This is a genomic window from Stenotrophomonas pictorum JCM 9942, from assembly GCF_001431585.1.
In the GTDB taxonomy this organism is placed as follows: Bacteria; Pseudomonadota; Gammaproteobacteria; order Xanthomonadales; family Xanthomonadaceae; genus Stenotrophomonas; species Stenotrophomonas pictorum.
Genome location: NZ_LLXS01000008.1, coordinates 41,839 through 67,169 on the forward strand (window position 1 = coordinate 41,839; position 25,331 = coordinate 67,169).

At 66.4% G+C, this 25,331-nt stretch carries 24 protein-coding genes; 6 read left to right on the forward strand and 18 right to left on the reverse strand.

Annotated features, from left to right (window positions below; translation table 11 throughout):
- Positions 1–125 precede the first annotated feature (125 nt).
- Both ARC78_RS03455 and ubiE read right to left on the reverse strand, forming a co-directional pair.
- Positions 126–2,057: a M1 family metallopeptidase gene (locus ARC78_RS03455; RefSeq protein WP_054658100.1), complete on the reverse strand. Its 1,932-nt coding sequence runs from the start codon at positions 2,055–2,057 to the stop codon at positions 126–128.
- Between the two features lie 143 nt (positions 2,058–2,200).
- Positions 2,201–2,965 carry a bifunctional demethylmenaquinone methyltransferase/2-methoxy-6-polyprenyl-1,4-benzoquinol methylase UbiE gene (gene ubiE / locus ARC78_RS03460; protein WP_054658113.1) on the reverse strand — a complete coding sequence of 255 codons (765 nt, stop codon included), beginning with the start codon at positions 2,963–2,965 and terminating at the stop codon, positions 2,201–2,203.
- 103 nt (positions 2,966–3,068) lie between these two features.
- Here ubiE and ARC78_RS03465 point away from each other — a divergent pair, with 103 nt between their 5' ends.
- Positions 3,069–3,521, forward strand: a complete 453-nt coding sequence (locus tag ARC78_RS03465; RefSeq protein WP_054658102.1) for a nucleoside deaminase — start codon at positions 3,069–3,071, stop codon at positions 3,519–3,521.
- 122 nt (positions 3,522–3,643) lie between these two features.
- Positions 3,644–3,892: a hypothetical protein gene (locus ARC78_RS03470; RefSeq protein ID WP_054658104.1), complete on the forward strand. Its 249-nt coding sequence runs from the start codon at positions 3,644–3,646 to the stop codon at positions 3,890–3,892.
- Positions 3,893–3,961: 69 nt separating this feature from the next.
- Here the strand turns inward: ARC78_RS03470 and smeE are convergent, their stop codons facing one another.
- Positions 3,962–7,105, reverse strand: a complete 3,144-nt coding sequence (gene smeE, locus ARC78_RS03475) for a multidrug efflux RND transporter permease subunit SmeE (RefSeq protein WP_054658106.1) — start codon at positions 7,103–7,105, stop codon at positions 3,962–3,964.
- A 12-nt stretch (positions 7,106–7,117) separates the two neighbouring features.
- Entirely contained in the window at positions 7,118–8,299 is a 1,182-nt protein-coding gene (locus ARC78_RS03480; RefSeq protein WP_057505744.1) for an efflux RND transporter periplasmic adaptor subunit, read from the reverse strand.
- A gap of 225 nt (positions 8,300–8,524) precedes the next feature.
- Here ARC78_RS03480 and ARC78_RS03485 point away from each other — a divergent pair, with 225 nt between their 5' ends.
- Positions 8,525–9,202, forward strand: a complete 678-nt coding sequence (locus ARC78_RS03485) for a TetR family transcriptional regulator (RefSeq protein WP_054658514.1) — start codon at positions 8,525–8,527, stop codon at positions 9,200–9,202.
- 96 nt (positions 9,203–9,298) lie between these two features.
- Here ARC78_RS03485 and hslU read toward each other — a convergent pair whose 3' ends face one another.
- The 9 genes from hslU to ARC78_RS03530 form a co-directional block, all read right to left on the reverse strand.
- Positions 9,299–10,672: an ATP-dependent protease ATPase subunit HslU gene (gene hslU / locus ARC78_RS03490; RefSeq protein ID WP_054658512.1), complete on the reverse strand. Its 1,374-nt coding sequence runs from the start codon at positions 10,670–10,672 to the stop codon at positions 9,299–9,301.
- 29 nt (positions 10,673–10,701) lie between these two features.
- Positions 10,702–11,253: an ATP-dependent protease subunit HslV gene (hslV, locus tag ARC78_RS03495; RefSeq protein WP_054658510.1), complete on the reverse strand. Its 552-nt coding sequence runs from the start codon at positions 11,251–11,253 to the stop codon at positions 10,702–10,704.
- A gap of 101 nt (positions 11,254–11,354) precedes the next feature.
- Positions 11,355–11,567, reverse strand: a complete 213-nt coding sequence (locus ARC78_RS03500) for a DUF3079 domain-containing protein (RefSeq protein WP_054658508.1) — start codon at positions 11,565–11,567, stop codon at positions 11,355–11,357.
- 126 nt (positions 11,568–11,693) lie between these two features.
- On the reverse strand, positions 11,694–12,572 hold the full coding sequence (gene xerC / locus ARC78_RS03505) for a tyrosine recombinase XerC (RefSeq protein WP_083468444.1): 879 nt from the start codon (positions 12,570–12,572) through the stop codon (positions 11,694–11,696).
- A gap of 16 nt (positions 12,573–12,588) precedes the next feature.
- A complete protein-coding gene (locus ARC78_RS03510) occupies positions 12,589–13,266 on the reverse strand; it encodes a DUF484 family protein (protein ID WP_057505745.1) in 678 nt (225 codons plus the stop codon).
- Positions 13,263–14,114: a diaminopimelate epimerase gene (gene dapF / locus ARC78_RS03515; RefSeq protein ID WP_054658506.1), complete on the reverse strand. Its 852-nt coding sequence runs from the start codon at positions 14,112–14,114 to the stop codon at positions 13,263–13,265. The genes ARC78_RS03510 and dapF overlap by 4 nt, the downstream gene beginning before the upstream one ends.
- Entirely contained in the window at positions 14,107–14,361 is a 255-nt protein-coding gene (lptM, locus tag ARC78_RS03520) for an LPS translocon maturation chaperone LptM (protein ID WP_054658504.1), read from the reverse strand. The genes dapF and lptM overlap by 8 nt, the downstream gene beginning before the upstream one ends.
- A 51-nt stretch (positions 14,362–14,412) precedes the next feature.
- The gene (locus ARC78_RS03525; RefSeq protein ID WP_054658502.1) at positions 14,413–14,820 is read right to left on the reverse strand and encodes a YbaN family protein; all 408 of its coding nucleotides are present in this window, start codon (positions 14,818–14,820) and stop codon (positions 14,413–14,415) included.
- 18 nt (positions 14,821–14,838) lie between these two features.
- Positions 14,839–16,950, reverse strand: coding sequence for a S9 family peptidase (locus ARC78_RS03530; RefSeq protein ID WP_054658500.1), 2,112 nt, complete (start codon positions 16,948–16,950; stop codon positions 14,839–14,841).
- 104 nt (positions 16,951–17,054) lie between these two features.
- Between ARC78_RS03530 and ARC78_RS03535 the strand changes: the two genes are divergently transcribed.
- Positions 17,055–18,248: a pyridoxal phosphate-dependent aminotransferase gene (locus ARC78_RS03535; protein ID WP_096144893.1), complete on the forward strand. Its 1,194-nt coding sequence runs from the start codon at positions 17,055–17,057 to the stop codon at positions 18,246–18,248.
- 75 nt (positions 18,249–18,323) lie between these two features.
- Here the strand turns inward: ARC78_RS03535 and ARC78_RS03540 are convergent, their stop codons facing one another.
- Complete coding sequence (locus ARC78_RS03540; protein ID WP_054660102.1) at positions 18,324–20,423, reverse strand: prolyl oligopeptidase family serine peptidase; 2,100 nt, start codon at positions 20,421–20,423, stop codon at positions 18,324–18,326.
- 67 nt (positions 20,424–20,490) lie between these two features.
- Positions 20,491–20,811 (reverse strand): hypothetical protein, encoded by a 321-nt coding sequence (locus tag ARC78_RS03545; RefSeq protein ID WP_057505773.1) that lies wholly within the window; start codon positions 20,809–20,811, stop codon positions 20,491–20,493.
- Positions 20,812–20,949: 138 nt separating this feature from the next.
- Between ARC78_RS03545 and ARC78_RS03550 the strand changes: the two genes are divergently transcribed.
- On the forward strand, positions 20,950–21,546 hold the full coding sequence (locus tag ARC78_RS03550) for a lipocalin family protein (RefSeq protein ID WP_054660165.1): 597 nt from the start codon (positions 20,950–20,952) through the stop codon (positions 21,544–21,546).
- A 96-nt stretch (positions 21,547–21,642) separates the two neighbouring features.
- Here the strand turns inward: ARC78_RS03550 and ARC78_RS03555 are convergent, their stop codons facing one another.
- Complete coding sequence (locus ARC78_RS03555) at positions 21,643–22,608, reverse strand: helix-turn-helix transcriptional regulator (RefSeq protein WP_054660163.1); 966 nt, start codon at positions 22,606–22,608, stop codon at positions 21,643–21,645.
- A gap of 163 nt (positions 22,609–22,771) precedes the next feature.
- On the opposite strand from ARC78_RS03555, the gene ARC78_RS03560 reads away from it, so the two are divergent.
- The gene (locus ARC78_RS03560) at positions 22,772–23,548 is read left to right on the forward strand and encodes a DUF481 domain-containing protein (RefSeq protein WP_054660161.1); all 777 of its coding nucleotides are present in this window, start codon (positions 22,772–22,774) and stop codon (positions 23,546–23,548) included.
- 103 nt (positions 23,549–23,651) lie between these two features.
- Here ARC78_RS03560 and hemC read toward each other — a convergent pair whose 3' ends face one another.
- Complete coding sequence (gene hemC, locus ARC78_RS03565) at positions 23,652–24,560, reverse strand: hydroxymethylbilane synthase (RefSeq protein ID WP_057505747.1); 909 nt, start codon at positions 24,558–24,560, stop codon at positions 23,652–23,654.
- Positions 24,561–24,590: 30 nt separating this feature from the next.
- The gene (locus ARC78_RS03570; RefSeq protein WP_057505748.1) at positions 24,591–25,319 is read right to left on the reverse strand and encodes a LytR/AlgR family response regulator transcription factor; all 729 of its coding nucleotides are present in this window, start codon (positions 25,317–25,319) and stop codon (positions 24,591–24,593) included.
- Positions 25,320–25,331: the final 12 nt, after the last annotated feature.

Consider the following 25,331-nt stretch of genomic DNA (forward strand, 5'->3'; position numbering starts at 1 on the left):
CAGGCCGGCGCGAACGCCGGATGGGGCTACTTTAAACATCCGCCGGCTGCCGTGACCACGCACGCCAACGGGAAACGGCGGGCCGAAGCCCGCCGTTCCGGTGACACAACCGCTTGCGCAAGCGGTTACTGCTTCGGCGCCGCCTCGGCCTTGGCGATCATGTCCTCCACCGAGGCGGTGGTGATCGGGTGGTAACCGGGCTTGGCGCGGGCGAACACGTCCTTGGCGAAGGCCAGGCCTTCGGGCGTTTTCACCAGCTCGGCGTAGACCGGCAGGATCAGCTTGCGACGGCCCACGCGCTGGATGAACTCGCCGGCTGCGGCCTGCGCCTCGCCATAGCCGCTGCGGATGGCCAGCGGATACCAGCGCATGGCGATCTCGCCATTGGGGGTGCCGGTGAAGTGGTAGGCCGCATCCAGCTGCGCCAGTTTCTCCAGCGGCTGCTTCTGCCCCAGACCATCGATGAAACGCACCCATTCCTGGGTACCCCACTGGCTGGTGACCTGGTTGCTGGGCACCTTGTCGCTGCCCAGGTAGGCGATACGCGCGGTATCGACCACGGCGAAGTTGCGCGCGCGGGCCTTGATCGCGAACGCCGGAATGCCCGGCTCGTCCAGCCACGCGGTCAGCTCGGCCTCGGTCACCGCGGTCGGGTTCTTGGGCAGCAGGTTCTTCTTCATGTAGGCGACGAACTGGTCGGTATTCGCGCTCTGGAAGGCGTGGTCGTTGAACCAGCCGCGCAGGAACGGATCGAATACGGCGCGACCGAAACGCTGCTCCAGGAACTGCAGGAACCAGGCGCCCTTGACGTAGGCGACGTTGCTCAGCGCCTCGTCCGGATCACGCTCGGTCAGCGGCGGCAGCGCCAGCGCCTGGTCGGCCGGGCTCATGCCCTTCACTTCGGCCAGCAGATCGCTCTGGTCGATCTCGCGCTCCATCTCGGCCATTTCCGGGCCGTACAGCGCCTCGGTGATGCGGCCCTGCACGTAGGTGGTGAAGCCTTCGTTGAGCCAGATGTCCTTCCAGCTGGCGTTGGTCACCAGGTTGCCGGACCAGCTGTGCGCCAGCTCGTGGGCGATCAGCGACACCAGCGACTTGTCGCCCACGATCACGGTCGGGGTGGCGAAGGTCAGGCGCGGGTTCTCCATGCCCCCGAACGGGAACGACGGCGGCAGCACCAGCATGTCGTAGCGGCCCCAGCGGTATTCGCCGTACAGGTTCTCGGCGGCGCCGATCATCTTCTCGGTGTCTTCGAACTCCTTGGCGGCCTTGCTGACCATGGCCGGCTCGGCCCACACGCCCGAACGCTGCGAGATCGGCTCGAACACCAGGTCACCGGCGGCGATGGCCAGCAGGTAGGACGGAATCGGCTGCGGCATCTTGAAGCTGTAGTCGCCGTCACGCGCGGCCTTGGGATCGTTGTCGGCGCTCATCAGCACCATCACGTCCGGGCGGCTGGCCACGTGCGCGCTGTAGGTGAAGCGCACGCTCGGGGTGTCCTGCAGCGGCACCCACGACCGGGCGTGGATGGCCTGCGACTGGCTGAACATGAAGGGCAGCTGCTTGCCCTCGGTCATCGACGGCTCCAGCCACTGCAGGCCCGAGGCGGTCGGCGCGGTGTGGTAGGTGATCGCGATGGTGGCCGGCTGCTGCGGAGCCTCGATGCTGAGCTTGCTGCCGAACACCTTGTCGGCCGGGGCCAGCGTGAACTGCAGCGGCGATGCGGCGCCATCGGCGGCGATCGCCTCGACTTTCTCGATGCTCAGCTCGCGGGTATCGAGCAGCAGCTGCGTGGCGGCCTTGTCCTTCCACTCCAGCGTGTAGGTGGCGGTGCCGCCGATCTGCCGGGTATCGAAATCCAGCTTCAGGTCCAGCGCCAGATCCTTGATGACGACCTTGTCCGGCTCGGCGTAGGAGCTTTCATCATGGCTGCGGTTGACGGTGCTCACGGCGGCGGGCTTCTCGGCGACGGGGTCGGCAACAGGCGTGGCGGGTTCTTTGGCACAGCCGGCGACGAGCGCGACGGCCAGCGGCAGCATCAGGAACGGAGAACGCATGGATCAGCAACCGGTTCAGGGAATAATCCCGAAGTTTAAACCGATTGCGGCGCGCCGAGGCCGCACGTCCCAGGGCACAGTCGCCGGCCCGGAAACGCAAAGAGCGGCTTGCGCCGCTCCCTGTCCAGCCCCGTCGCCCGGGGTTACAGCTTGTAGCCGGAGTGGATCGAAACGATGCCGGCGCTGAGGTTCTTGTAGTGGCAGCGGCCAAAACCGGCCTCGGTCATCATCGCCTTGAGTTCTTCCTGCGGCGGATGCTTGCGGATGCTTTCGGCCAGGTACTGGTAGCTGTCGGCATCGCCGCGGGCGAACAGCTTGCCCAGCTTCGGCAGCACCTTGAACGAGTGGAAGTCGTAGACCGGTTTGAACCAGTCCACCGTCACTTCCGAGAACTCCAGCACCCGCGCCTGCCCGCCGACTTTCAGCACGCGGTACATCTCGCTCAGCGCCGCGTCCTTGTCGGTGACATTGCGCAGGCCGAAGGAGATGGTCACCAGATCGAAGCTCTGGTCCGGGAACGGCAATGCCTCGGCGTTGAGCTGCACCCACTCGAAGCCCGAGACCTGGCCGCGGTTGGTCAGCCGGTCGCGGCCCACCGACAGCATGCCGGCGTTGATGTCGCCCAGTACCACGCTGCCCTCGGCGCCGATGCGCTCCTTGAGCAGCACCGCGATATCGCCGGTACCGCCGGCCAGATCCAGCACGCGGTCGCCCGGCTTCACCTGCGCGGTGGCCACGAAGTAGCGCTTCCACAACCGGTGGATGCCCAGGCTCATCAGGTCGTTCATCAGGTCGTAGTTGTCGGCCACGGAGGTGAACACCTGGCCGACAAGCTTCTGCTTGTCCTTGGCCGGTACGTCGCGGAAGCCGAAGTGGGTGGTGCCGGTCTTATAGGGGGATTCGCTCATGTGGGCGATTATCGCACCGCCGCCGCCCCACGTCCCTGCCGGCGGGCTGAACACGACCGCTATCATGGTCCTCTGCCGGCGCAGTTGCGCCATGAGGAGTTCCATGATCACCACCCCCGACTACCGTGCCCTGCTGGAAACCGCCATCGCCGAAGCCCGCCAGGGGCTGGCCGAGGGCGGCATTCCGATTGGTGCCGCGCTCTACCACAACGACGGCCGGCTGCTGGGTTGCGGCCACAACCGCCGTATCCAGGAGGACGATCCGTCCATCCACGGCGAAACCGACGCCTTCCGCAAGGCCGGGCGCCAGCGCGGCTACCGCGACACCATCATGGTCACCACGCTGGCGCCGTGCTGGTACTGCAGCGGGCTGGTGCGCCAGTTCAACATCGGCACCGTGGTGGTCGGTGAATCGGTCAGTTTCCCCGGCGGTATCGATTGGCTGCGCGAGAACGGGGTCAAGGTCATCGACCTGAACGATGCGGGCTGCATCGAGATGATGGGCCGCTATATCGCCGAGCACCCGGATGTCTGGAACGAAGACATCGGCGAGTGACACCGGCCCGCCGTTGACCGCTCGTGCGGTTCATATGCTGAATTGAGACTACGGGCGTGGGCAGCGCACGGATTCAGGACTATGCTGCAGCCACAGGGGGCAGAGCCATTAAAGGTAACGCCATGGACGCGCCCGTTTTACCCCACCGCAGTCACCACTCATTCCAGCTGGCGGGCGAGCGCCTGCGCGCCCACTACGCGCGCCATCAAAGCACCGCTGCGTTCTGGGATGCCTATCAGCAGATCCAGGCTGAACTGACCGCCGAGTTCCCCGAGTTGCGCACCGAGCTGTGCAACCGCTTGGCCGTGCTCGCCCAAGGCCTGGGCGCAGTGGAACAAGCCCAGCTGCTGGACCCGCTGGAGATCAGCTGACAGGACCGGTCCCGCCCTATCCAGAAACGCCGGGCATTGCCCGGCGTTTCCAGCGATCTACACAGCGCGTTACCGCTGCAGATCTCTATCGGCGGCCAGCTGCTTGCGGTTGACCAGTCGCTGCACCACCACGAAGAACAGCGGTATGAAGAACAGGCCCAGCAGGGTGCCGACGATCATGCCGCCGAGCACACCGGTACCGATCGCACGCTGCGCACCGGAACCGGCACCGGAAGCGATGGCCAGCGGCAGCACACCCAGACCGAACGCCAGCGAGGTCATGATGATCGGACGCAGACGGTCACGCACGGCGTGCATCGTCGCCTCGATCACCCCGGCGCCCTTCTCCAGGTGCTCCTTGGCGAACTCGACGATCAGGATCGCGTTCTTCGAGGTCAGGCCCACCGTGGTCAGCATCGCCACCTGGAAGTACACGTCGCGCTCCATGCCGCGCAGGGTGTTGGCCAGCACCGCACCGAGGATGCCCAGCGGCGCGACCATCAGCACCGCGGTCGGCACCGACCAGCTTTCATACAGCGCGGCCAGACACAGGAACACAATCAGCAGCGACAGCGTGTACAGCAGCGGCGTCTGCGAACCGGCCTCGCGCTCCTGGTAGGAGACGGCGGTCCATTCGATGCTGAAGCCCGGCGGCAGCTGCTTGGACAGCTTTTCCACTTCCAGCATCGCATCGCCCGAAGCCACGCCCGGCGCGGCCTCACCCTGGATTTCCAGCGCCGAGACACCGTTGTAGCGTTCCAGACGCGGCGAGCCGTAATCCCAGCGCTGGCTGGCGAAGGCCGAGAACGGCACCATCTCGCCGGCACTGTTCTTCACCGTCCACAGGTTGAAGTCCTCCGGGTTCATGCGGAAGCTGTCGTCGGCCTGCATGTAGACGCGCTTGACCCGGCCGCGGTCGATGAAGTCATCGACGTAGCTCGACCCCCAGGCGGTGGCCAGCGTGGAGTTGATCGCATCCAGCGACAGCCCGTGCGCACCGGCCTTGGCCACGTCGATGTCCAGACGCAGCTGCGGGGTGTCATCCAGCCCGTTCGGGCGCACGTTGGCCAGCTTGTCACTCTGCCCGGCCATGCCCAGCAGCTGGTTGCGCGCGTTGACCAGCGCCTCATGGCCCTGTCCGGCGTTGTCTTTCAGGAAGAAGCTGTAGCCCGAGGCGATACCCAGCTCCGGCATCGCCGGCGGCGGGAACGCGAAGATGAAGGCGTCCTTGATCTGACCCAGTGCCCCCATCGCGCGGCCGGTGATGGGGCCCACGCCCTGGTCCGGGGTGCGCTCGCCCCAGTCCTTGAGCTTGACGAAGGCCATGCCCGAGTTCTGGCCCATGCCGGAGAAGCTGAAGCCCTGCACCGAGAACACCGATTCCACGGCGTCCTTCTCGTTTTTCAGGAAGTGGTCTTCGAGCTTGTAGATCGACTCCAGCGTGCGCTCCTGGGTGGCACCAACCGGCGCCTGCACAAGCGCCATCAGGATGCCCTGGTCCTCATTGGGCAGGAACGAGCTGGGCAGCCGGGCGAACAGCAGGCCCATCACCACCGTCAGCGCGACAAACACCGCCATGAAACGGCCCGGACGGGCGAGGATGCCCCGCACGCCACGCTGGTAGGTGCCGCTGGTGCGGTCAAAGCCCTGGTTGAACCAGTTGAAGAAGCGGCCCGACAGCCCCGTGGGGGCGACGTGGTGCTCGCCCTTCTTCAGCGGCTTGAGCATGGTCGCGCACAGCGCCGGGGTCAGCACGATCGCCACCAGCACCGACAGCGCCATCGCCGAGACGATCGTGGCCGAGAACTGGCGATAGATGACGCCGGTGGAGCCGCTCATGAAGGCCATCGGCACGAACACCGCCGACAGCACCAGACCGATACCGACCAGCGCACCGGTGATCTGGCTCATCGACTTGCGGGTGGCTTCCAGCGGCGAGAGCCCTTCCTCGGCCATGATCCGCTCGACGTTCTCCACCACCACGATGGCGTCATCCACCAATAGGCCGATTGCCAGCACCATCGCGAACATGGTCAGCATGTTGATGGAGAAACCCAGCACCGCCAGGATGCCGAACGTGCCCAGCAGCACCACCGGCACGGCGATGGTCGGAATCAGCGTGGCGCGGAAGTTCTGCAGGAACAGGTACATCACCAGGAACACCAGCACGATCGCCTCGATCAGGGTCTTGACCACGCCCTTGATCGACACCCGCACGAACGGGGTGGTGTCATATGGAATCACCGCGGTCATGCCGCGCGGGAAGCTGGCTTCCAGTTCGCTCAACGCCTTGCGCACGCCCTCGGCCGTTTCCAGCGCGTTGGCGCCGGTGGCCAGGGTGATCGCCAGGCCCGAAGCCGGCTTGCCGTTGTAGCGGGTGACGAAATCGTAGGTTTCCGCGCCCAGCTCGATCCGGGCCACATCACCGAGCTTCAAGGTGGAGCCGTCGGCCTCGGTGCGCAGCACGATGTTGCGGAACTGCTCGGGCGTCTGCAGGCGGTCCTGCGCGTTGATGGTGGCGTTGAGCTGCTGGCCCTTCACCGCCGGCGCACCGCCCAGCTGGCCCACGGCCACCTGCGCGTTCTGCGCGCGCACCGCGCCGGTGACCTCGTCCACCGAGACCTTGTAGGTCTGCAGCTTGTTCGGATCCAGCCAGATGCGCATGGCGTACTTGCCGCCGAACACCTGGATCGAGCCCACACCCGGCACGCGGCTGAGCGGATCAACCACGTTGGAGCCGACATAGTCGGAGATGTCGTTCTCGTCCATGCTGCCGTCTTCGGAGACGAAGCCCAGCACGTTGAGGAAGCCGGAGCTGGACTTGGCCACGTTGATGCCCTGGCGCTGCACTTCCTGCGGCAGCAGCGGCATGGCCAGCTGCAGCTTGTTCTGCACCTGGACCTGGGCGATATCCGGATTGGTCCCGCTCTCGAAGGTCAGGGTGATGCTGGCCTGGCCGTTGGAGGAGCTGTTGGAGGAGAAGTAGATCAGCCCGTCCAGGCCTTTCATGTTCTGCTCGATGATCTGCGTCACCGAGTCTTCCACCACCTTGGCAGAAGCGCCCGGGTAGTTGGCCGAGATCGACACCGCCGGCGGGGCGACCTCCGGATACATCGAGATCGGCAGTTTGATCATCGCCAGCGCGCCGGCCAGCATGATGATGATGGCGATGACCCACGCGAAAATGGGCCGGTCGATAAAGAAGCGAGCCATATGGTTCTCCGCTTACTGCTTGGCAGCCGGCGCCGCGGCAGGCGCGGCGGCGGGCTGGGCGGCTTCGGCACCCTTCTCGGTGGCCTGCACCGGCATCCCCGGGCCGATCTTCTGCAGGCCCTCGACGATGACCTTGTCACCGGCCTTCAGGCCGTCTTCCACCAGCCACTTGTCACCGACCGTGCGGCTGACGGTGACCGGGCGCAGCGCGACCTTGCCCTCGCCATCGACCACCATCGCGGTGGTATTGCCCTTGGGATCGCGGGCGATGCCCTGCATCGGTACCAGCAGCGCATCGGGACGCACGCCGCTGGCCAGCACCGCGCGCACGAACATGCCCGGCATCAGCACCTGCTCGGGGTTGTCCACGCGCACGCGCAGGCCATAGCTGCCGGTGGCGGGATCGACGCTGACCTCGGAGAACTCCAGCTTGCCCTTGTGGGCGAAGGTGCTGCCATCTTCCAGCAAGATCTCCACCGGCAGCTCGGACGCGCCTTCCAGGCGCCCGGCGGCCAGTTCGCGGCGCAGCTGCAGCAGCTCGGCCGAGGACTGGCTGACATCGATGTAGATCGGGTCGAGCTGGTTGATGGTGGCCAGCGCGGCGACCTGGCCGGCGCTGACCAGCGCGCCTTCGGTGACCGAGGATTTGCCGATCTGGCCGCTGATCGGTGCGGTGATGCGGGCATAGCCCAGCGTCACATTGGCCGCATCCAGCGCCGCGCGCGCGGCACCCACATCGGCCTCGGCCTGCTTCCAGGCAGCCTGCGCGTTCTCGTCATCCTGCACGCTGATGACTTTGCTCTTGACCAGCTCGGCGCTGCGCCGGGCGGCCAGACGCGCGGCGTTGGCGCTGGCTTCGGCCCGGGCCAGCTGGGCGCGGGCACTGTTGGCCTGGGCGCGGTAGGCGGCATCGTCGAGCTGGTACAGCGGCTGGCCTTCCTTGACCAGGCTGCCTTCGGTGAACAGGCGCTTGGCGATGATGCCACTGACCTGCGGACGCACTTCGGCGACCTGGTAGCCGGTGGCGCGGCCGGCCAGCTCGCGGGTCAGGGTGACCGGTTCGGCCTTGAGCGTGACCACCGTGACCTGGCCAGGACCTTGCGGCGGCGGCGCCTCGCCCCCTTTGCAGGCGGCCAGCGTGAGGGTGAGTGCGAGCGAGAGCGCGAGGAGACGGCAGCGGCTGATGGCGTGCATGAAGAGAGAGACTCAATAGGGAAAATAGCGCTTGAGGATCCGGCGGCACCTGGCAGCAGCTGGCGCAACCGCTGGCGCATACGGTACGGGCGCAGCCGGGGCGGCGGCTACCCGGCGCAGATCACCGCCATCCTGCAAAGCAAGCGGCGGAAATATACATACATGCATGACTGTTTGTAAACGGATACAGTTCAGTCTGGCGTCATCCCACCTGTGCACCGCGCAATGGCCAGAAAAACCAAAGAAGAGGCGCAAGCCACCCGCGAAGGCATCCTCGATGCAGCGTTGGCCTGCTTCCACGAGAACGGTGTGGCCGGCACTTCGCTGGCCGCCATCGGCGAGCGCGCCGGCTGCTCACGCGGCGCGGTGTACTGGCACTTCAAGAACAAGACCGAAGTGCTGGAGGCGATGATCGGCCGTGAGCGCGTCCCCTTCATCAAACGCCTGCGTCGCACCTATTCACCGCATCGCAACACGCCCATCCTCGACCTGCGCTCGGCGATGCTGATCTCGGTGGGCGAGCTGGCCAACGATCCGCGCCTGCGCGATCTGATGGAGATCATGCTGCGCAATGACCTTTCGGCCGAAAGCCAGGCCATGCAGCAGCTGCAGCACGACAGCATCGAGGAGGAGATGGCGATCTTCCGCCGCGCCCTCGAACGCGCCGGCGCACTCAGCCAGCTGCGCGAAGGTGTGGATGCCGCCGTGGTCTCGCGCATCCTGCATGCCGGCCTCACTGGGGTGCTGTACAGCGCGATGCTGCAACCGCAGCGGTTCGACCTGGAACGCGACAGTCGCGAAACGATGGATGCGCTGCTGTCGTACTACGTGCAACCGGGCGTATTCACACCGGGCGCGGCGCCACTGCCGCTGCCTGAACTCGATCCGGACGAGCTGGACTGACGCCAGGCCGCCGCCGCTCCCGCCCAGAACACCCGCAAACAGAAACGGCAGCACCAAGGGGGCTGCCGTTCCATCTACGCCCGTAAGGGATAGCGGTTACAGGATGTAGCGGCTCAGGTCCGGATCCTGCACCAGCTCACCCAGGTGCTTGTCGACGTAGCCGCGATCAATCACGACCTTGTCGCCATCACGATCCGGCGCTTCGTAGCTGAGCGTATCGAGCAGCCGCTCCAGCACCGTGTGCAGCCGGCGGGCACCGATGTTCTCCTGCCGCTCGTTGACCTGCGCGGCGATCTCGGCCAAGCGGTCGACGGCATCAACGGTGAAATCGACCTCGACGCCTTCGGTGGCCAGCAGGGCTTCGTACTGTTTGGTCAGCGCCGCCTTCGGCTCGGTGAGGATGCGCACGAAATCATCCTTGCTCAACGCCCCCAGCTCGACGCGGATCGGGAAGCGGCCCTGCAATTCGGGAATCAGATCCGAGGGCTTGGCCAGATGGAAGGCACCCGATGCGATGAACAGGATGTGGTCGGTCTTGATCGTGCCGTACTTGGTCGACACGTTGGAACCTTCCACCAGCGGCAGCAGGTCGCGCTGCACGCCCTCGCGCGAAACATCGCCGCCACCGACGTTGTCGCCGCGCTTGGCGACCTTGTCGATCTCGTCGATGAAGACGATGCCGTGCTGTTCGCAGGCCTCGATCGCCGCCGCGCGGATATCGTCCTCGTTGACCAGCTTGCCGGCCTCCTCCTCGATCAGCAGCGGACGGGCCGCCTTGATCGTCAAGGTGCGCTTGTTCGCCTTGGCACCGCCGAGATTGGCGAACATGGACCTGAGCTGCTGGCCCATTTCCTCCATGCCCGGTGGGGTCATGATGTCCATGCTGAGGTTGGCGCTGAACTCCAGCTCGATCTCGCGCTCGTCCAGTTCCCCGGCGCGCAGCATGCGCCGGAACTTGATGCGGGTTTCATTGTCCTGCGCCGAGGGCTCGTTGCGCGCGGCTTCGGCGTCGAAACCGATGCCGACACTGCGGCGCGGCAACAGCGCGTCGAGAATCCGGTCTTCGGCCTTCTCCTCGGCCTGCATGCGTACGCGCACCTTGGCCTGTTCGCGGTACAGCTTGACCGCGGTATCGGCCAGATCGCGGATGATCTGTTCCACGTCCTTGCCGACGTAGCCGACCTCGGTGAAACGGGTCGCCTCCACCTTCACGAACGGCGCATTGGCCAGCGTCGCCAGGCGGCGTGCGATCTCGGTCTTGCCGACACCGGTCGGGCCGATCATCAGGATGTTCTTCGGCATCACTTCGTTGCGCAGATCAGCCGGCAACTGCATGCGCCGCCAGCGGTTGCGCAGGGCGATGGCCACCGCACGCTTGGCGTCGTGCTGGCCGACGATGTGCCGGTCCAGTTCCTGCACGATCTCGCGCGGCGTCATGGTGGCGGAGGAAACTTCGATCTTGTGGTTCATGGGGTACTCGCAATCGTTGGCGGAAGGGCTCAGAGCTCTTCAACCACCACGTTGGTATTGGTGTAGATGCAGATGCCGCCGGCGATATGGATCGCCTCGGTCGCCACAGCCTTGGCATCCATCTGGGTGTGGGCCAGCAGCGCGCGTGCCGCGCTCAGGGCATAGGAGCCGCCCGAGCCGATGGCGATGATGCCGTCCTCCGGCTCGATCACATCACCGGTGCCGCTGATGATCAGCGAGGTTTCCCGGTCGGCCACCGCCAGCAGCGCTTCCAGCTTGCCCAGACGGCGCTCGGTGCGCCAGTCCTTGGCCAGTTCCACCGCCGCGCGGGTCAGCTGGCCGTGCTTCTCGAGCTTGGCTTCAAACAGTTCGAACAGGGTGAACGCATCGGCCGCGGCACCGGCAAAGCCGGCCAGCACCTGGCCGTCACGACCGAGCCGGCGCACCTTGCGCGCGTTGCCCTTCATCACCGTGTGTCCCAAGGTGACCTGACCATCGCCAGCGATCGCCACATGCGCGCCGCGGCGGACGCAGCAGATGGTGGTGGCGTGAAAAACATTCGGGTTCTGACTGGGGTCCATACGGCCTCCGGGATACTGTTCCACGGACATGGGGACAGTTTCCGCAGCGATCAAGCCTGGCCGCCACCGTGCCGCGACAGTCGGCATTCAGCCGCGCGGACTCACCAAGGTTGCTGCTTGCGGGCCTGATGGGGACGCCCGGGTTCCGGCTCGATACCCCAGGCCACGTACCAGTCCTCGCCCTGGGTTTCGATCGGATGTTGCGTGCGCCCGGAGCCATTGCCACAGGCCAGCGTATCAGCGGCGCAATAGCGGTCGCAGCCCCAGCAGATGCGCTCGGGGTGCTTGGGTTTGAGCGGAAACGGCTTGGCCATGTCGATCTCTCCACGGGTCCTGCCCACAATGGGCAGATGCCATCGCTGGCGCCCTGACACAAGTCAAACAAGGTGCAATCAGGCAGCGCCGATTCAGCCCGGCGGACCCGCCGGTGGCGATGCGGATCAGGACTTGCGCCGGGCGCGTGGATGGGAGGCGTCGTAGACCTTGGCCAGGTGCTGGAAATCCAGATGCGTGTAGATCTGGGTGGTGGCGATGTCGGCGTGGCCGAGCAGCTCCTGCACACCGCGCAGGTCGCCGGACGACTCCAGGATGTGACTGGCAAAACTGTGCCGCAGCATGTGCGGATGCACGTGCTTGAACAGCCCCTGGCGCTGCGCCAGCTGCTTGATGCGGATCTGCACCGCACGCGGGGTGATCGGGCCGCCACCGCGTCCGGGGAATACCGGTTTTTCCGCAGTACCGGCACTGTCGCACCGCCACTGCTGCAATGCCGCCAAGGCATGCGAGCCGACGGGCACCGCGCGCTCGCGATTGCCCTTGCCATGCACCAGCACCAGCCCGCTGGCGACGTCCAGATCGCGCCAGCGCAACGCGCACAGCTCACTCAGGCGCAGCCCGGAGGAATAGAACAGCTCCAGCAGCGCGCGATCACGCAACCCCAGCGGCGCATCGGTGGGCAGTTCGACCAGCTGCACCGCCTCATCGGCATCGAGCACCTGCGGCAGCTTGCGCGGCGCCTTGGGCGCACGCAGGCCGGCAGCCGGACTGGTGGCGATGGCACGGTTCTTCAGCAGCCAGGTATAGAAACTGCGGCACGCCGACAGCCGCCGCTGCAGGCTTTTGGCCGCCAGTCCACGCCGGTGCTCGGCAGCGATGAATTCGCGCAGCCGGTCGCCCGACAATGCCTGCGGATCGCCCAGATCCTGGGCTTCGCACCACTGCGACAACGCCGCCAGATCGCGCTGGTAGGCATCGAGCGTATGCGCCGACATGCGCCGCTCGATCCGCAGATACGACAGGAAGGCCTGCACGGCGCTCATCGCCGCATCCCTGCCATCAGACGCTGCGGAAGCGCTGCAACCCCACCGCCAGCGCCTCGCCCATCATGCGCAGGAACAGCGTGCCCATGCCCGGGTAGAAGCGGTTGGGATCATGGCTGCCCACCGCGATCAGGCCCACACCCGGCAACGGCAGCAGCGCGGTGGACGCGACCTCGCCCACGCGTTCGCGATACAGCACCTGGTTCTTTTCCTGCTGCAGACGACCGCAGATGGGCTCGCCGTCGAGCAGGCAATCGTGGAACGGTGCCAGCGCCGGATCGTCGTGGGCGAGCACCTGCAACCACGGCGCCTGTTCCAGTTCGGGCACCGCATCAAACACGATGAGGCTGACCAGATCGCCGGCGAAATCCTCTTCCAGCGAGGCGGCCATCGCCTTGAGCGTGGCGGCGGCGCTGGTCTGGCGCATCAGCGCCAGGGTCAGCTGGTGGGTGCGCACGGCCAGCCGCTCGTTGATCTGCGCGTTGCTGCCCAGGTCGGCCAGCCGCCGCGACAGTTCGCGGTTCTTGTCGCGCAGCACTTCCAGCTGGTAGCTGGCCAGCGAGGCGGTGGGGCCGTCATCGCGCGGCACCACCATGGTCAGCGCCAGATCGGGGAACTGCTTGAGGAAGCTGGGGTGACGCCGCAGCCAGGCGGCGACTTCGTGGGCACCGATTTTCTCGACCGTGTCGTTCATCCCGTCCATTCTCCGTCGAATACGAATGCCGCCGGACCGGACATCACCACTTCCGCGTCGTCGGCCGGCCACTGGATACGCAGATCCCCTCCAGGCAATGACATCACCGCATCGCGCCGCAGACGGCCCCGCTGCATCAGCACCACCGCCGCGGCGCAGGCGCCACTGCCACAGGCCAATGTCTCGCCGACACCGCGTTCGTACACGCGCAGCCGCGCATGCCCGGCATCCATGACCTGGGCAAAACCCACATTCACCGACTCCGGGAACGAGGCGTGCTGCTGCAGCAGCGGCCCGATCCGCTCCAGCGGCGCGGCGTCGATCAGGCCCACTTCCAGCACCGCATGCGGGTTGCCCATCGACACCGTACCGAAGCGGACATTCTCGCCCTGCAAGGACAGCACATATTCCTCCCGCGCGCGCGGGAAACCCAGCAACGGGATCTGTGCCGGTGCGAACACCGGACGCCCCATCGCCACCGCATACTGGTCCGGACCCAGCCGCTGCACGGTGTGGCTGCGGGTCGGGCTGTCGATGATGAATTCATCGCCCTGCGCCACACCCGCACGCACCAGCCAGGCCGCGACACAGCGCGCGCCGTTGCCGCATTGCTGCGAGCTGGAACCGTCGGAATTCCAGATCCGGTACGACGCCACCGCGCCGTCGCTGCGCGCCGGTTCGATGGTCAATATCTGGTCGCAACCCACGCCGCGATGCCGGTCGGCCAACCGGGCCGCCAATGCCGTATCCGGCGGCGGGCTGCCGTCACGCAGGTCCAGCACCACGAAATCGTTGCCGGCGCCATGCATCTTGGTGAAGCGAAGGCGCCCTGAAACCGGCTTACTCATTGGGGGTGTCAGCACTTTCTGCCGGCTTGATCCCCGCATCGTCGCCGCTGTCGACCGGCTCTGGTTCCGCCTGGTCGGTCGGCGTGTCGGAAGCGGCCGCGTCCACATCGTCCGGGACGACTTCCTGCTCCTCGATCGGCACCGGCTTCTGTGGCATCACCAGTGGGCCCTTGTTGCCGCAAGCGGCCAAGGCAAGCAGCAGGAGGGTGGCGGGGATGGAAATCAGGCAACGGGACGTCTTGTTCATGGCGCCGAGTATAGCGATTGGACCATGAAATCCGGATGGCGCCGCGAGCGCTCAGTCATCGCCCGGCGGCAAAGGCCGCCGCCACAACCACAGGCAGACGCAGGCCATGATGCTGATCGAGGTCCACTTCACCCACGCCAGCGGTACGCACCACAGGGTGATCAGCGCGCAGACCAGCATGGTGGCGCTGGCCATCCATTTGCCCTTGCGGCTGACCGCGCCGTGCGCCCGCCAGTCCCTGATGGCCGGGCCGAAGCGCGGGTGATCGAGCAGCCAGCGGTGCAGGCGCTCGGAACCATGGGAAGCGGCCCAGGCCGAAATCAGCACGAAGACGGTGGTCGGCAGGCCCGGCACGAAGATGCCGACAATGCCCACCCCCAGGCTGACGTAGGCCAGCAGCCACCACGCCCAGCGCAGGCGTGGTGGGCGGGGCTCATCTGGCGGTGGTGTATCAGACATCGCGGGAAGCCGGCGGCATCAATCGGCCAGGCCCAGCTGCCACAGCACGAAGGCAAAGGACTCGGCCTGTTCCTTGTACCGCTGGAAGCGGCCGGACTTGCCACCGTGCCCGGCTTCCATGTTGGTACGGAACACGATCGGCGCGGTGCCGGTATTGACGTCACGCAACTTGGCCACCCACTTGGCCGGCTCCCAGTACTGCACCTGCGAATCCCACAGGCCGGTGCCGACGAACAGCGACGGGTACGCCTGTGCGCGCACGTTGTCGTAAGGCGAGTACTTGAGCATGTAGTCGTAGTAAGGCTTCTGCTCCGGGTTGCCCCACTCGTCGTACTCGTTGGTGGTCAGCGGGATGCTGGCATCGAGCATGGTGGTGACCACATCGACGAAGGGCACCTGCGCCACCATCACCTTGTAGTCGCCCGGGGCCTGGTTGGCCACCGCGCCCATCAGCAGGCCACCGGCGCTGCCACCGGAGGCGGCGACGCGGTCCTTGGCCGCATACCCCTGGGCCACCAGCGCGCGGGTGACATCGATGAAATCGTTGAAGGTGTTCTGCTTGTGCAGCAGCTTGCCGTTCTCGTACCAGCTGCGACCCATTTCCTCACCGCCGCGGATATGGGCGATGGCGTAGACCACGCCGCGATCGAGCAGGCTCACCACACTCTGGTTGAACCCCGGATCCATCGACATGCCGTAGCTGCCGTAGGCGTACTGGTACAGCGCGGCGGTGCCGTCCTTCTTGAAGCCCTTCCTGTAGACCAGTGACACCGGCACCTGGGCGCCATCGCGCGCGGTCACCCAGACGCGCTCGGTCTGGTAAAGCGACGGGTCATAGCCGATCACCGGCTGCTGCTTGAGCAGGCGGCGCTCGCCGGTGCTCACGTTGAGCTCGTAGGTGGTGGCCGGCGTGGTCAGCGAGGTGTAGCTGTAGCGTAGCCAATCGGTGTCCGGCTCGGCATTGACCGACAGGCCCATCGAGTAGGCCGGCTCGTCGGCCTTGACGAACTGCCTACGGCCATCGGCGAACAGCAGGCGCACGCGTTCCAGCGCTTCGGCGCGCTCGGCGATGGCGGTGTAGCCGTCGAACAGCTCGAAGCCTTCGATCAGCACCTGCGGATCGTGCTTGACCCAGTCCTGCCACTGCGTGCGGCTGGTGGCGCCTTCCGGCGCGGTGACCAGCTTGAAGTTGGTGGCGCCGTCGGCATTGGTGCGGATCACCCAGCGGCCGTCATAGTGGTCGGCGTCATATTCGACATCACGCGCGCGCGGCGCCAGCACGGTGAACTCGCCCGGCGTGGCGGCCGAGGTGTAGCGCAGCTCCGAAGACACCGTGCTGTCCACGCCGATGACGATGTAACGGTCGTCGCGGGTACGGCCGATGCGCATGTAGAAGCTGTCGTCGTGCTCCTCGTAGACCAGCGCATCACTGCTGGCCGGGGTGCCGAGCACGTGCTTCCTCACCCGTACGGTGAGCAGGGTTTCCGGGTCGTTCTCGACATAGAACAGGGTCTTGCTGTCATCAGCCCAGACCACGTTGGGCGAGACGCCCTGGATCACATCGGGCAGGATCTGGCCGGTGGCCAGGTCCTTGAAGCGGATCGTGTACTGACGGCGGCCGACATCGTCCTCGGCCCAGGCCAGCAGGCGGTTGTCCTGGCTGACCTGCATGTCACCAACGGAGAAATAGCCCTTGCCCTCGGCCATCGGGTTCAGGTCGAGCAGGACCTGCTCGACCGCCTCCATGCTGCCCTCGCGGCGGGCGTAGACCGGGTAGTCCTTGCCGGTCTCATAGCGGGTGTAATACCAGTAACCGCGCTCGCGGTACGGCACGCTGGCGTCATCCTGCTTGATGCGGCCGACGATCTCGCCGTAGAGCTTCTCCTCCAGCGGCTTGAGCGGTGCCATCAGGGCGTCGGTATAGGCATTCTCGGCATTGAGGTAAGCCAGCATCGCCGGATCTTCGCGGCTGTCATCGCGCAGCCAGTAGTACTCGTCCTGGCGCTGCGCACCGAACGGCGTGGTGACGGTATGCGGGCGTTTTTCCACATCCGGCGGCGAAGGCGGGGAGACAGCAGCGGCGGTATTGATCATCAGGCTTGCAACCAACAGGCAAAGGGCGGATTTCATCAGGCGCTCCAGCGGGCTGGCTCCGGGCCGCCCGCGCAACGGGCCACAGTGTGCCACGGCCCACCGTTGGCCCGATGCCGGGGACCCCGCCTATCATGACGGCGATGAAAACATCCGACCCCACTCCTTCCGGCTACAGCCGTCGCAGTCACGAGATCGCCCCGTTCCATGTCATGTCGCTGCTGGCCCGCGCCAACGCACTGGAGCAGGCCGGCCACGATGTGATCCATCTGGAAATCGGCGAGCCGGACTTCACCACCGCCGCGCCGGTCATCGCCGCCGGCCAGGCCGCGCTGGCCGCCGGCCATACCCGCTACACCGCCGCCCGCGGCCTGCCGGCTCTGCGCCAGGCCATTGCCGGCTTCTACCACGACCGCTACCGGCTGGACATCGACCCCGAGCGCATCCTCATCACGCCCGGCGGCTCCGGCGCCCTGCTGCTGGCCTCCAGCCTGCTGGTCGATCCCGGCCGGCATTGGCTGCTGGCCGACCCGGGCTATCCCTGCAACCGGCATTTCCTGCGTCTGGTCGAAGGCGCCGCGCAACTGGTGCCGGCGGGGCCCGCCACCGGCTACCAGCTCACCCCGGAGCTGATCGACGCGCACTGGAATCGCGACAGCGTCGGTGCCCTGCTCGCCTCGCCGGCCAACCCCACCGGCACCACCCTGGACAAGGCGCAGCTGGCGGCGCTGGCCGGCGCGGTGAAGGCGCGCGGGGGACATCTGGTGGTCGACGAGATCTACCACGGCCTGACCTACGGCTTCGACGCGCCCAGCGTGCTGGAAGTCGATGACGGCGCCTTCGTGCTGAACAGCTTCTCCAAGTACTTCGGCATGACCGGCTGGCGGCTGGGTTGGCTGGTGGCGCCGCCGCAGGCGGTCCCCGAGCTGGAGAAGCTGGCCCAGAACCTGTACATCAGCGCGCCGTCGATGGCCCAGCATGCGGCGCTGGCGTGTTTCCAGCCCGAGACCATCGCCCTCTTCGAGCAGCGTCGCGAACAGTTCCGCCAGCGCCGCGACTACCTGCTGCCGGCCCTGCGCGAGCTGGGCTTCCGCATCGACGTGGAACCGCAGGGCGCGTTCTATCTGTATTGCGATGTCAGCGCGTTCACCGACGATGCGCAGGCCTTCTGCGCGCACTTTCTGGAAACCGAACATGTGGCGTTCACGCCGGGGCTGGATTTCGGCCAGCACCGCGCCCATCAGCACGTGCGCATCGCCTACACCCAGGACGTGCCGCGGTTGCAGCAGGCGGTGGAGCGTATCGGCCGCGGCCTGCGCCGCTGGCAGCAACGCTGATCCACTCCACGCCGCCCTGAACAAAAAAACGCCACCGGAAGGTGGCGTTTTTCCTGCATCACTTGCCGTCGGACATCACTTCCCGCCCAGCTGCTCCCACAGGAAGCTGTAGGCCAGCGCCTGCATGTGCGCGGCCTGCGCGTTGTTGGCCGCACCGCCGTGGCCGCCTTCGATGTTCTCGTAGTAGGTCACGTCCTTGCCGGCCTCGATCATCTTCGCGGCCATCTTGCGGGCGTGGCCCGGGTGCACGCGGTCATCGCGGGTGGAGGTGGTGAACAGTACCGGCGGGTAGCTCTTGGCCGGATCGAACAGGTGGTACGGGGAGAAGGTCTTGATGTAGTCCCAATCGGCCGTATCCGGGTTGCCGTACTCGGCCATCCACGAGGCGCCAGCCAGCAGGTGGCTGTAGCGCTTCATGTCCAGTAGCGGCACCTGCACGACCACCGCGCCGAACAGCTCCGGGTACTGGGTCAGCATGTTGCCGGTGAGCAGGCCGCCGTTGCTGCCGCCTTGCACGCCCAGGTGCCTGGCCGAGGTGATCTTGCGGCTGACCAGGTCCTGCGCCACCGCGGCGAAGTCCTCATAGGCCTTGTGCCGGTTCTGCTTCAGCGCCGCCTGGTGCCAGCGCGGACCGTACTCGCCACCGCCACGGATGTTGGCCACGACATACACGCCGCCTTTGTCCAGCCAGGAACGGCCCATGCCGCCGGAATAGCCGGGGGTCAGCGAGATCTCGAAGCCGCCATAGCCGTACAGCAGGGTCGGGTTGGAGCCGTCCAGCTTCATCGCCTTGTCATGCACGACGAAGTACGGCACGCGGGTGCCATCCTTGCTGGTGGCGAAGTGCTGCTCGATCACCTTGCCGCTGGCGTCGAAGAACGCCGGCATGGTCTTGAGCACTTCCGGCGGCTGGCCGATTTCGGCCAGGGCCAGCGCGGTCGGGGTCAGATAGTCGGTCACGGTCATCCAAACCGCATCGCTTTCATCCGCATCCACCGCGCCGACACCAATCGTGCCGAACGCCGGTGCGCCGGTGAAATCGCTGGACACCCAGCCGTCCTGGCCATGGGTGAGGACCTTCAGGCGGTTCTTGACGTCGTCGAGCACGTTCAGCACCACGTGCGACCGGGTCCACACCGCACTGGCCAGCGACGTGGTGTCCGTCGGCGCGAACAGCACGTCGAACGTGCGCTTGCCGGCCATGAAATCGTCGAACCTTGTCGCCAGCAGCGAACCGGCGGCGTAGGTCTTGCCGCCCACCGTCCACGGCTCACGCAGTTCAAGCGTCAGCCATTCGCGACGCACGCTCTTCTCGGCAGAGTTCGGCGCATCCACCTTGACCAGCTTGCCGTCGGCGCCGACCAGGAACAGTTCGTTGTTGTAGAAAGCGATCGTGCGGTTGACAAAATTGCGCTCGAAACCGGGCGTATCGTCATGCATCGCCGAGATGTACATGTCCTCGGGCTTGCCTTCGTACACGGTCGTGGCCGCGCTGATCGGGGTACCGCGGCGCCACTGCTTGACCACGCGCGGGTAGCCGGAGGTGGTCATCGAGCCGTCGCCGAAATCGGTGTAGACGAACACGTTGTCCTGGTCGATCCAGGCCAGGCCGCCCTTGGCTTCGGGACGGAAGAAACCGTCCTGGATCCAGTCCTTCTTGACCAGATCGAACTCGCGGGTGACATCGGCATCGGCGCCGCCGCGCGACAGCGCGATCAGGCAGCGGGTGTACTGCGGACGCAGGCAGTTGGCGCCATGCCATACCCAGTTCTCGCCCTCGGCCTTGTTCAGCGCATCCAGATCCAGAATGGTTTCCCACAGCGGCTCGGCCTTGCGGTACTCCACCAGCGTGGTACGGCGCCACACGCCACGCTCGTGCTGCTTGTCCTTCCAGAAGTTGTAGTAATAGTCGCCGATCTTCTCCACGCCCGGGATCTTGGCGTCCGAATCGAGCACCTCGCGGATGCCGGCTTCCATCTGCTTGAACTGCGGGGTCTGCGCCAGCTTGGCTTCCGCCTGCGCGTTCTGGGCCTTGACCCAGGTCAGCGGCTTGTCACCGGCAACCTCTTCCAGCCAGGCGTACTTGTCCTGGGATTCGTCAGCGGCCATGGCGGCTCCGGTCAGGCCGGTGGAAATAAGGCCTGCGACAAGGCAGGCGGAAGTGAGTCGGGACATGCGGGCTCCATGCGGTCATAAGGCGCGAACGCTAGCACGCTCGCTGCCACGCGCCCCGTGTCGAAGGTCAGGCCGCCTTCCGCGTCCTGGCCGCCGCCGGACGGCAGAAGCGCCGTGCCTGTGGCCGGCGACGGCGAACGCGGCGATCCCCCTCGGCACGCCAGGCGGCCGGCAGGCGGAACCGGTACAGCGCCCACCAGGCCACCAGCGGCATGCCCACCAGCCACAGCGGCAACCAGCCGATCCAGCTGCTGTAGCCGCGGGCCGCCGGCCATACCAGCACCAGTGCCAGCCCCGCCAGCGCCCACTGCCTGACCCCACGCAGTACCCGCCGATCGGGCTCATGCGATTCATTACGACGATAGGACGATGCGGACGACTGCGACATGACGTTCTCCGACTGCATGACGGGGTGGGAGTGCATGCTCGGCGGCGGCCATCTCACCGGCTGCGACCTGCCATTGACGCGCCCCTCGCCACCGGTCGAACATGCAGGCGTGACTCCCCAATGGCGCTCGACTCCGTAATGCGATCACTTCCAGTGTTTCTGTCCGCCCTCCTGTTGAGTCTGGCCCTGCCGCAGGCCCCGCTGCATGCACAGGACGCGCCGACGCCGGTGACGGCGGCCGGTGATGTGAACGGTCCGATCGACCTGCAGCGCTTCATGGGCCGCTGGTATGTGATTGGCCGGGTCCCCAATTTCATCGAGCGTGGCCACGTGGCCAGCGTCAACACCTACACTCTGCGCGAGGACGACAAGGTCGCCATCCGCTACCAGTTCCGCGAGGGCTTCAGCCAGCCACTGGAGGAGATCAACATCCGCGCCAAGGTCGACCCGGACAGCGGCAACCGCCGCTGGCGCACCTGGTTCTACAAGATCGTGCCCACCCACACGCGCATCCTGGAGGTGGCGCCGGACTACTCCTGGGCGCTGATCGGCTACCCGGGCCGGGAGATGGCGTGGATCTTTGCCCGCGAACCGGATATGGACATCACCCTGTACCGGCGGCTTGCGCAGCGCCTGCGTGACACCTACGAGGTCAACACCGACAAGCTCAAGCGCGTGCCGCAGCATCCGGAGCAGGTGGACAAGCTGGGCTTCGAGGTTCCCAACCAGAAATAAGCGGTCGGTGGCACCTCTGCGCTGACCGGTCGCGGCGATTGAAAAAGCCCGATGCCAAAGCACCGGGCTTTTTCATGTCGGCCTGTCGTCAGCGGCTCAGTCGTAGTTGCTCAGCGCCAATGCAAGCAAGGCTTTGGCCTGTTCACGCAGCGACTGCGGTTCGACGATCTCCGCATCGGAGCCGTAATGCAGCACATCCATCAGCAACTCGCGTGAAACGCTGTAGGGCACCTTCAACTCGTAGCGGCCATCGGCCAGAAAGCGCCCCTGCTGCTTGGAATGCCAGTGCTCGTCGGCGACCCAGCGCGCGGCCTTGGCGCTGAACACGATCGTCGCCCAGCCCTTGGGCGCGCCGGAGAAAATGCCGTAGCTGGCGGCCAGTTGTTCGTCCAGCTCGGTATCGGGCACATCGCGGGCCGGCTGGTCCAGCAATCGCGCCTGGTGGATGCGGTCCACCGCGAAACTGCGCACCGCCTCGCGGCTGTGGTCCCAGGCATCCAGATACCAGTTGTCGCGGTAATGGGTGATCCGCTGCGGCGACACCGTGCGTCGGGTGGCCTCATCGGTCGAACGCGCGCGGTATTCGAAGGACAGCTGCTTGCGCTCCAGCACCCCGGACGCCACCGTGCGGAAGCTGGCCTCGTCCAGCTTGCGACCGCGGTGCGGGATGACCCGCACCCGCTCCACCGGCCAGTTCGACGCCCCGGCCTGGGCCGCCAGCAGCCCCTCGATCCGCTGTTGCAGCGGCGCCAGCACCGAGGACAGCACGCCACCGCCGGTCCGCGACAACAGGTGCTGGGATGCCAGCAAGGCATGCAGCTCCTCGGAGCTGAGCCACAGCCCGGGCAGCTCGAAACGCTCGCTTTCGCCCGTCTGGTAGCGGAACCCGGCTTCGCCGTCGCCTTCCACCGGCGCCATCAGCGCATCGCGCAGGAAGGCCAGATCCCGGTACACGGTGGCTCTGGAACAGCTCAACTCCTCTTGCAGCCGTGCCACCGTGACCGGATAGCGGGCCGACTTGAGAAGACGATGCAGCGCGTTGATACGTTCATAGCGGTCCATGAGCCCGATTATGTCCGAGTCCGCGCTGCAATGGAGCAGCGGCCCTGGCCGGACAATCTTCAACCGCGACTAAAGCGCCGCGCCGCACTGAACCGGGGGGTAGCAGGGCTTCCGGTATCATCAAACCGTCCGTTTTCCCCCCTTGTGCCCCGGAGACTGCTTGATGTCCCTGCGTGTTTCACTGATTTTCCCGCTGCTGCTGTGTGCTCCGCTGGCCTGGGCCGACAGCGGCTCCGATCCTGCCGCGATGAGCTCTCCCTGGAGTGGCAGTGGCGGTGAACTGGGCTTCGCCTCGGCCCACGGCAACAGCAGCACCGAAAGCTTCAACGGCCGCCTGAAGCTGCGTTACAGCGATGACGACTGGGTCCACAGCATGGACCTGTTCGGCCTGCGTTCCAGCGCCGAATACACCGTCACCGCCGACGACGGCAGCACCTCGCGCAAGCGCCAGACCACCTCCAACCGCTACACCGCCGGTGCCGGCAGCGCGCTGCAACTGGGCGAGCACCGCCAGCTGACCGCGACGGTGCGCTATGAAAATGACGATTTCGCCACCTACGACCGCCAGGGCAGCTTCGGTCTGGGTTACGGCACGCGCCTGATCGATGCCGAGCGGGTGACGCTGGATACGCAGATCGGCCCGGGTGTGCGCCGCTCGCACAATTCGGAAACCGACGAGAACCGCACCGACCTGATCGGCCGTGGCCTGTTCGACCTGAAATATTCCATCACCGACAACACCGATCTGGTCAACACCCTGCTGGTGGAATCAGGCTCGTACAACACCTTCGCGCAGAACGACTTCGGTGTGTCGGTGAGCATGAACAAGCATTTTGCGCTGAAAGCCGGCTGGCAGGCCCGCCACAACAGCGACGTGGCCGAGGACAAGCGCAAGACCGATACGCTGACCACGATGAACGTGGTGTACAGCTTCAAATAAGCGAGCACGTTCACCATACAAAAAAGCCGGCGCGAGCCGGCTTTTTTGTGTCCATGCAACCGGGCGCTTCTGCAACGGACGGACCCGCCCCTACGGTCGTGGCTCAGCGCAGCAGGTCGGCGGCACCGGCCTGCAGCAGCTGCGCGGCAACCCGCCGGCCCAGCGCTTCCGGATCCGCGGCCGGGCCCAGCGCCTCGGTCCGCACGATGCGGCCATCGGCCACCCCGCCAACCAGCCCCTGCAACCACAGGTCCTGCCCCTGCCATTGCGCCAGGCCGGCCACCGGCACGTGACAGCTGCCCTCCAGCGCCCGGTTCATTGCCCGCTCGGCCTCCACGCAGGTGCGCGTGGCGGCATCATCCAGCGTCGCGACCCGCGCGATCACCTCGGTCGCATCGGCGCGACATTCGATGGCCACGGCGGCCTGCGCCGGTGCCGGCAGCCATTGCGGCTCAACCAGCCGGCTGCGGATGCGCCCGCCCAGCTGCAGACGTTCCAGCCCGGCGCAGGCCAGGATGATCGCGTCGTAGTCGCCGGCGTCGAGCTTGGCCAGACGCGTGTTGACGTTGCCGCGCAGGTCGCGCGACTGCAGATCCGGCCGCAGCGCGCGCAGCTGGGCCTGCCGGCGCAGCGACGAAGTACCCACCACCGCGCCGTGCGGCAGCTGGTCCAGCGTGGCGTAGTGGTTGGAAACGAAGGCATCGGCCGGGTCGGCGCGGGTCAGAATGGCCGGCAACACGAACGGTGCCTCCAGTTCCATCGGCACATCCTTGAGCGAATGCACCGCGCAGTCGGCTTCGCCGCGCAGCATCGCCAGCTCCAGTTCCTTCAGGAACAGGCCCTTGCCGCCGATGGCCGCCAGCGAACGGTCCAGCACCTCGTCGCCGCGCGTGCTCATCGGCACCAGGGTCACCTCCAGCCCCGGATGGGCCTGGCGCAGGCGGTCGGCGACGTGTTCGCTCTGCCACAGGGCAAGCGGGCTCTTTCGGGTGGCAATACGCAAGGTAGTCATGTGCCCATTATCGCCGCAGCGGCGCGGCGGTCACAGCTGCGGCAACGCCTGCTTCAGGCTGGCCACGCAGCGGCGGCTGATTTCCAGTGGCTCGGGTACATCGCGCAACACCGCATGCACCTGCCCGGCCGGGGCACGCCGCAACTCGACCAGCCGCGCACGCGCGACCAGGCAATTGCGGTGGATGCGGATGAAACGCGCCGGGAACTCCTCTTCCAGCGAGCGCAACGATTCCTCGATCAGGTCCTGCCCGCGGGTGTGGTGCACCACCACGTATTTCTCGTCGGCCTGCAGATACAGGATGTCTTCCACCGGAATCAGCCGCAGGCTGCCGCGCAGCCGTGCGCACAGCACCCGCCGTGCCTGCGCGGCTGCGGCGACCGGGGCATGGTCACGCCCGGCGACAAAGGTGCGCGCCCGCTCCAGCGCCGAGGCCAGCCGCTCGGCGCGCACGGGCTTCATCAGATAGTCGATCGCCGCCGCCTCGAACGCCGACAGCGCATGGGCGTCGTAGGCGGTGCAGAACACCACCGCCGGGCGTGGCTCGAACTGCGCCAGGTGGCGCGCCGCCTCCAGCCCGTCGACGCCGGGCATGGCGATATCCAGCAGCACCACATCCGGCTTGAACTCGGCGCAGGCATGCAGGGCCTCCACGCCGTTGGCCGCCTCGGCGACCACTTCCACCTCCGCGTGCTCGGCCAGCAGCGCGCGCAACCGCTCGCGGGCGAAGGGCTCGTCATCGGCAATGACCACTTTCATGTCATCTCCCCA